This is a genomic window from Roseateles sp., from assembly GCF_046300915.1.
Classification (GTDB): Bacteria; Pseudomonadota; Gammaproteobacteria; order Burkholderiales; family Burkholderiaceae_C; genus Kinneretia.
The window spans coordinates 1-5,902 of sequence record NZ_JBKCLH010000106.1 but is presented as its reverse complement, the minus strand read 5'-3'; the positions used below and the strand labels follow the sequence as shown (position 1 = coordinate 5,902).

The window sequence follows — 5,902 nt, the reverse complement described above, 5'->3', positions numbered from 1 at the left end:
GCCGCCCGTGCCGGGCCGCTTGGCCGCCCTGCTAAAACTGCCTGTCAATGCCCGCAATTGGCGGGTGCTGGATGCGGACGGCCGGGTGCTGGCCAGCACGGCGGCCGAAGCCGTGGTCCCCATTGCCTCCCTCACCAAGCTGGTCACGGCCATGGTGGTGCTGGACGCTCGCCAGGACATGGATGAGATGCTGCAGATCAGCAGCGAGGATGTGGACCGTCTCAAGCACAGCGCCTCGCGCCTGCCCGTGGGCGCCCGCATCAGCCGGCGCGACGCTCTGGCCCTGGCCCTGATCAGTTCCGAGAACCGGGCCACCTCGGCCCTGGGCCGCCACTATCCCGGTGGCATGCCGGCCTTTGTGCAGGCGGCCCAGGCCAAGCTGGCGGCCCTGGGCCTGAATCACAGCCGTGTGGTCGAACCCACCGGGCTGTCGCCCGACAATGTGTCCACCGCCGCCGAGATGGCGCGCATTGCCGCCGCCGCCGCCCGCTATCCGCAGATTGCCGAAATCAGCAGCCGGGCCAAGGCCAAGGTCAGCGTCAACGGCCGCCCGCGTGAACTGCGCAACACCAACCATCTGGTGGGGGGCAAAGGCTGGGACATCCGTCTGTCCAAGACCGGCTACACCGAGGAAGCCGGCCGCTGCCTGACCATGCGCCTGCTGGCCGAGGGCAAACAGGGCGTGCGCCACTTCGTGACCGTGGTCCTGCTCGACGCCGATGGCTCGGCCCAGCGCCTGGCCGATGCGCGTCGCATCCGCCAGTCCCTGGGCAAGCTGGGCGGCTAGTTCTCAGCTCTTGGCGCGCCGCGGTCCGCCGCGCCCGCCGCGGGTCTGCCACAGCGGCTTCTTGCCCTTGAGGTGATGCTCGATGCCCTTGTTCAGGCGGCTGCGCAGGTCCACTACGGCGTCCACGCTGCCGTAGACGCCGGGGAAGCGCAGATCCAGCCACAGCCACAGGGTGCAGGAGCGCAGAGCCTGCTCCATGCGGTCCAGGCGGCTGTGCTCGTCCACATCGTCCAGGAACCAGGGCTGACCGGCCTGGCCCGTGCGGGCGTGGCGGGCGGCCCAGTCCAGGTATTCCTGCACCTGGCCAGGCGTGCGGCTGTCCACCGGGGCCTGGGCGTAGATGAAGCGGCTCTTGAGCGGCAGGGCGGCGGCCTCGCGGTCCAGGGCCTCGGCCAGCTCCAGCATCTGCTCCAGCTCCGCCACGGCGAAGTGGGCGTCATCCAGACGCAGCTGCTGCATGAACACGTTCAGCACCGCGTGCAGGCGGGCCAGACCCAGCTGGGTGGCAATGGTCTGCACATGCCACCAGTTGGGTGCCACCGCGGCCTTGAAGTCGCGCGGGGCCTTGGGGCTGCGGGCCAGCTGCTCGCGCAAATGCCGTGCGGCCTGGGGCTCGGCCTCGCGCAGCACCCCGGCAAAGCCCTCGTCGAACATGCCGTAGCGCCCGGCGCGGCCGGCGATCTGGTGCACCTCGGAGGTGTCCAGGGGACGGTCACCCTCGCCATCGAACTTGCTCATGGTGCTGAAGAGCACGCGGCGTATCGGCAGGTTCAGGCCCATGCCGATGGCGTCGGTGGCCACCAGCACCTGGGAGGCACCTTCGGCAAAACGCTCGGCCTCGCGGCGGCGCACCTCGGGCGGCAGGGCGCCATAGATGACCGAGACGCTGTGGCCGCTGCTGGCGATCTGGTCGCGCAGCATCAGCACATCGCGGCGGCTGAAGGCCACCACCGCATCGCCGCGCTGCAGGGCGGCAATGGGCACGGGCGCGTCCATCAGCTGCACCTGCTGCTTGCGCTCGAAGTGCTTCACCTCGCAGCGCTCGCCGGCCAGGCCCAGCAGGTTCTCGATGGCGGGCACGGCATAGGCCGAGCAGATGATGATCAGCTCCTGGGCCGGCACGCCCACGATGGCCTGGGTCCAGGCCCAGCCGCGGTAGGTGTCGAAGAGCATCTGCGCCTCGTCGATCACCGCCACCTCGATGGGCTTGTTGGTGTTGACCATCTCGATGGTGCTGGACACCACGCGGGCATTGTCGGCCGGCACGTTCTCCTCGCCGGTGAGCAGGGAGCAGGGCACGCCGCGGCCCACCAAGCGGTCGCGCCCCTCCAGGGCCAGCAGGCGCAGCGGAGCCAGATAGGCACCGTCGCGGGCCTGGGCCAGGCGCTCGAAGGCGCCATAGGTCTTGCCGCTATTGGGCGCCCCCACGAACAGCGTGATCTTGCGGCCCATGCGCCGGGCCAGCGGGAAGCTGTCGGGATAGCCGCGGAAGGCCAGCTCGTCGTTCAGGCGGGCCAGGGTGCCCTGCTCCTCCACCTGGCGCTCCCAGCGGTCCTGGGCGCGGGTGCAGGCGGCCAGCAGGGCGTCTATGGCCTGGGGCTTGCCGCATTCGGACTGCAGGCGTGGCAGCAGGGAGGCCAGCTGCTCGTCGCTCACGCCCATGGCCTCGCTGCGCATCAGCAGCGCGTTCAGATGTGCCAGCAGTCGCGGCTCATGCTCATAGGCCGGCTGCTGGCCCAGGGCCTGGCGCAGGGCCTGGTGCTCGCCGTCGCGGTAGTAGGCCCAGATGGCGGCCTCCTGGGCCGGATCCTGCAGCGCCACGCGGAAGAACACATGGATCTGCCAGCCCTCGTGCTCCAGCTTGAGCGGGCGCTGGCACAGCCGGGTCCAGCCCAGGCCCTCGCGCTGCACGCCCAGGGCTTCGAGCTGCTGGCTGCGCTGCTGCATCAAGGCGCGCACCGTGGGGGCGGTGCCCACCACGTCCAGGTGCGCCAGCGCCACGGGGATGAGGCGGGGCTCAATCCAGCGGCTGGGCCGGCCGCCGGAGACGGCCTTCTGGATCAGGATCAGGCCCAGGCGGTCCAGATCGGCGGGCTTGCCGGCATGGCCGGCCTCGTCCACATCGGCCGGGCTCAGCACCTGGGGCAGCTGGTAGGCCGACTGGCGGATGTGCTGCCACTGCTCCGGCCCGATCTCGGGCGGGATGCGCGATGCGTGCCGCGGGTTGGGCAGATTGAAGCCGGGGGCGGCGGCGCTGGCGGGGAGTGTGGGCTGGGCGGTGTCGGACACTGAGCGGGCGGGTTCCTGTGGTTGGGCGCTATTGTCCGCCCTCCGCCCTGCCCGGCCGCCGCCTCAGAGCACGGCTTACTCAAAGCACGGCATAACGCCCCGGCCGGTGGTTCACCGCGATGAAGAGATTCATCACTAGGGCCGCCAGCACCGAGTAGGCCACCCGCTCGGGGCTGACCACGGCCAGGGAGCTCAGCAGGATGGAGCAGTCGATCAGCATCTGCACCTTGCCCGCCCGCCAACCCCGGGCCTGTTGCAGATACAGCGAGACGATGGTGGCCCCGCCCAGGCTGGCGCGGTGGCGCGCCAGGAAGAGGCAGCCCGAGCCCAGCAGCAGGCCGCCCAGCACCGCGGCATAGGCCGGGTGGATGCGCTCGATGGCAAAGAGCTGGGGCGAGTACTCCGTCATCAGGGACAGCACGCCGATGGCCACAAAGGTCTTGAGCGTGAACTCCCGCCCCATGCGGGTCCAGGCGAACCAGTAGAAGGGCAGATTGATCAGGAAGAAAAGCTTGCCCAGGCCTATGCCCGTGGCGTAGTGCAGCACAAAGGCCGCGCCCGCCGTGCCACCGGTCAGCAGGCCCACCTGGGCAAACAGGATCAGGGCCAGGGAGACGAAGAGCACGCCGGTGAACAGGGCCTGGGCGTCCTCGAAGAAGCTGTGCTGGCGGATGGCCGGATCGTCCAGCAAGGTGGCGGTGTTGGGAGTGGGCGGCGTGGTCATGGGCGGGCGCTCGGGCTTGGCAAGCATGCCATGAGCCGGCCTCCTGCGGCGCGCCTTCAGTTCATGGCAGCCCCATGCTGGCAGGTGTCTGGGCCTGGCGCAGCCTGTGCAGGCAGGCCGCAGCTGAGCGTGAGGCGTGGCTCGTGCCGCGCCCGATTCTCCAGCTCAAGGACGGGCAGTGCCAAGGCTTGAGCGTGTCCGGCGGACACCAGCGCGCCCTGCCACAACACCGTGGAGCCCCGGCGCAGCTGAAAGCACTGCCCCAGCCAATCATCCCGGGCCGCCCCAGGGCCGAGGCGACCGACCCGTACCGAGTTGCCCTGGCTGGAGGCAAGCCGCGTGAGCAAGGCATGCTCCTGGGCCAGCACCCAAGGCCGGCCCGCGTCCGCCAGGCCGCAGGACGCCAGCCGGCCAGGGTCCGGCGGTGGCGTCAGCCACAGTTCCACGGGCCCTGTCGCCGGCAGCTGCGCACGGCTGAGGGGCTGCTGCACGGCGATGCCCGCCGGATGGGTGAGCATCCGCAGCGTGCCGAACATGCCAAAGATCTTCAGCGCATCCTCGGAGCCGAGGCCCGGGTGCGAGAGCTGCATCTTGCCTGCAGCATCGTAGGAAGCGCGGATGCTCCCCCGCCCCACGAGGTAGAGCTGCCGGAAGCGACCCTGATCGTCGTACCGGATCTGCAACTCTTGCGCGGCCAGGGCGGCGCCGTCCTGAATCACCAGCTTGTGGACGTAGGCCTGGGCGTCGTAGGCAAGGCGCGCGACGGCCCCTGCCACGCGCCGTGCCTCGACCAGGCGCCCCTGCGCGTCGTAGCCGTAAAATAACTCGCCCCGGGCGTCCTTGAAGCGCAGCACCTTGCCGTGGACCGGGTCGAGGTCGCGCTCGAAGTCCGACTCGCCGCGCGCTTGCGCGCTTGGCGCCGGTTGATGGCGCTGGACCTCCTCCACCTCCTCGGGGGCGGCCGAACCCATGGCCGGGAGGGCCGCCAGGCTCAGCAGGGCCGACAGGGCCAAGCGCGCGACATCATGTCTCATGGAACAAGCCCTTTTCCGGCAAGCCGTGCATAGCAAGTGCAAGCCAGTCTAGCCGCCGCGCGCCGGGAACCGAGACCGCCGCTGCCGAGCTAGAGCGCCGCGGGCCGAAGCGCTTCGTCCTGCAAGCCCTCGGGCAGCAGCCAGTCCGGCAGGTCCTGGTAGCAGACCGGGCGCAGAAAGCGCTGGATGGCCAGGCTGCCCACCGAGCTGTGCTGGGGGCTGGTGGTGGCCGGCCAGGGGCCGCCATGCACCATGGCATCGCAGACCTCCACGCCGGTGGGGAAGCCCTGGCCCAGGAGGCGGCCGGCCTTGCGATCCAGCACCGGCAGCAGGCGGCGCGCCAGGGCGGCGTCCTCGGGCTCGGCATGCAGGCTGGCGGTAAGCTGGCCCTCCAGGGCCTTGGCCACGCGCAGCAGCTCGGCCTCGTCGCGGCAGCGCAGCAGCAGGGCCGTGGGGCCGAACACCTCCTCGTGCAGGGCCGGGTTGTCCAGGAAGGCGCTGGCCGGCGCGGTGGCCAGCAGGGCGCCGGGCCCCTGGGCCTGGACCTGCACGCCCGGCTGGGCGCAGAGCCGGGCGCTGCCGCTGGTGTAGGCCGCGGCAATGCCGGGCGTGAGCATGGGCGCGGCGGGCTTGGCCTGCAGGGCGGGGCCGGCAGCTTCCAGAAAGGCGTCCAGCTCGGGGCCTTCGAGGGCCAGCAGCAGGCCGGGGTTGGTGCAGAACTGGCCCACGCCCAGGGCTTTGTCGATTCCCTCACCCTGGGCCAGGGCCGCGGCGCAGCGCTTCAGGGCGCCGGGCAGCAGAAAGACCGGGTTCACCGCGCTGAGCTCGGCAAACACCGGGATGGGCTGGGGCCGGGCCTGGGCCGTGGCCAGCAGGGCCAGGCCGCCGCGGCGCGAGCCGGTGAAGCCCACGGCCTGTATGGCCGGGTGCGCCACCAGGGCCTGGCCCAGGGCGGTGCCGGCATCGTGCAGCAGGGAGAACACGCCCTCGGGCAGCTGCAGCTCACGCACGGCCTGCTGGATCACGCGGCCCACCAGTTCCGAGGTGCCGGGGTGGGCCGCGTGATCC

5 protein-coding genes are annotated in these 5,902 nt (G+C 71.1%); 1 reads left to right on the top strand and 4 read right to left on the bottom strand.

Annotated features, from left to right (window positions below; translation table 11 throughout):
- On the top strand, positions 1 to 787 hold a 787-nt coding region (locus ACK5F2_RS07945), incomplete at its 5' end, for a serine hydrolase (RefSeq protein ID WP_409863954.1).
- 3 nt (positions 788 to 790) lie between these two features.
- Here the strand turns inward: ACK5F2_RS07945 and ACK5F2_RS07940 are convergent.
- The 4 genes from ACK5F2_RS07940 to ACK5F2_RS07925 form a co-directional block, all read right to left on the bottom strand.
- A complete protein-coding gene (locus tag ACK5F2_RS07940) occupies positions 791 to 3,076 on the bottom strand; it encodes a helicase-related protein (protein ID WP_409863953.1) in 2,286 nt (761 codons plus the stop codon).
- A 79-nt stretch (positions 3,077 to 3,155) separates the two neighbouring features.
- Positions 3,156 to 3,800 carry a YitT family protein gene (locus tag ACK5F2_RS07935; RefSeq protein ID WP_409863955.1) on the bottom strand — a complete coding sequence of 215 codons (645 nt, stop codon included), beginning with the start codon at positions 3,798 to 3,800 and terminating at the stop codon, positions 3,156 to 3,158.
- Positions 3,801 to 3,856: 56 nt separating this feature from the next.
- Positions 3,857 to 4,834, bottom strand: coding sequence for a hypothetical protein (locus tag ACK5F2_RS07930; protein ID WP_409863952.1), 978 nt, complete (start codon positions 4,832 to 4,834; stop codon positions 3,857 to 3,859).
- An 89-nt stretch (positions 4,835 to 4,923) separates the two neighbouring features.
- On the bottom strand, positions 4,924 to 5,902 hold a 979-nt coding region (locus ACK5F2_RS07925), incomplete at its 5' end, for an aldehyde dehydrogenase family protein (RefSeq protein ID WP_409863951.1).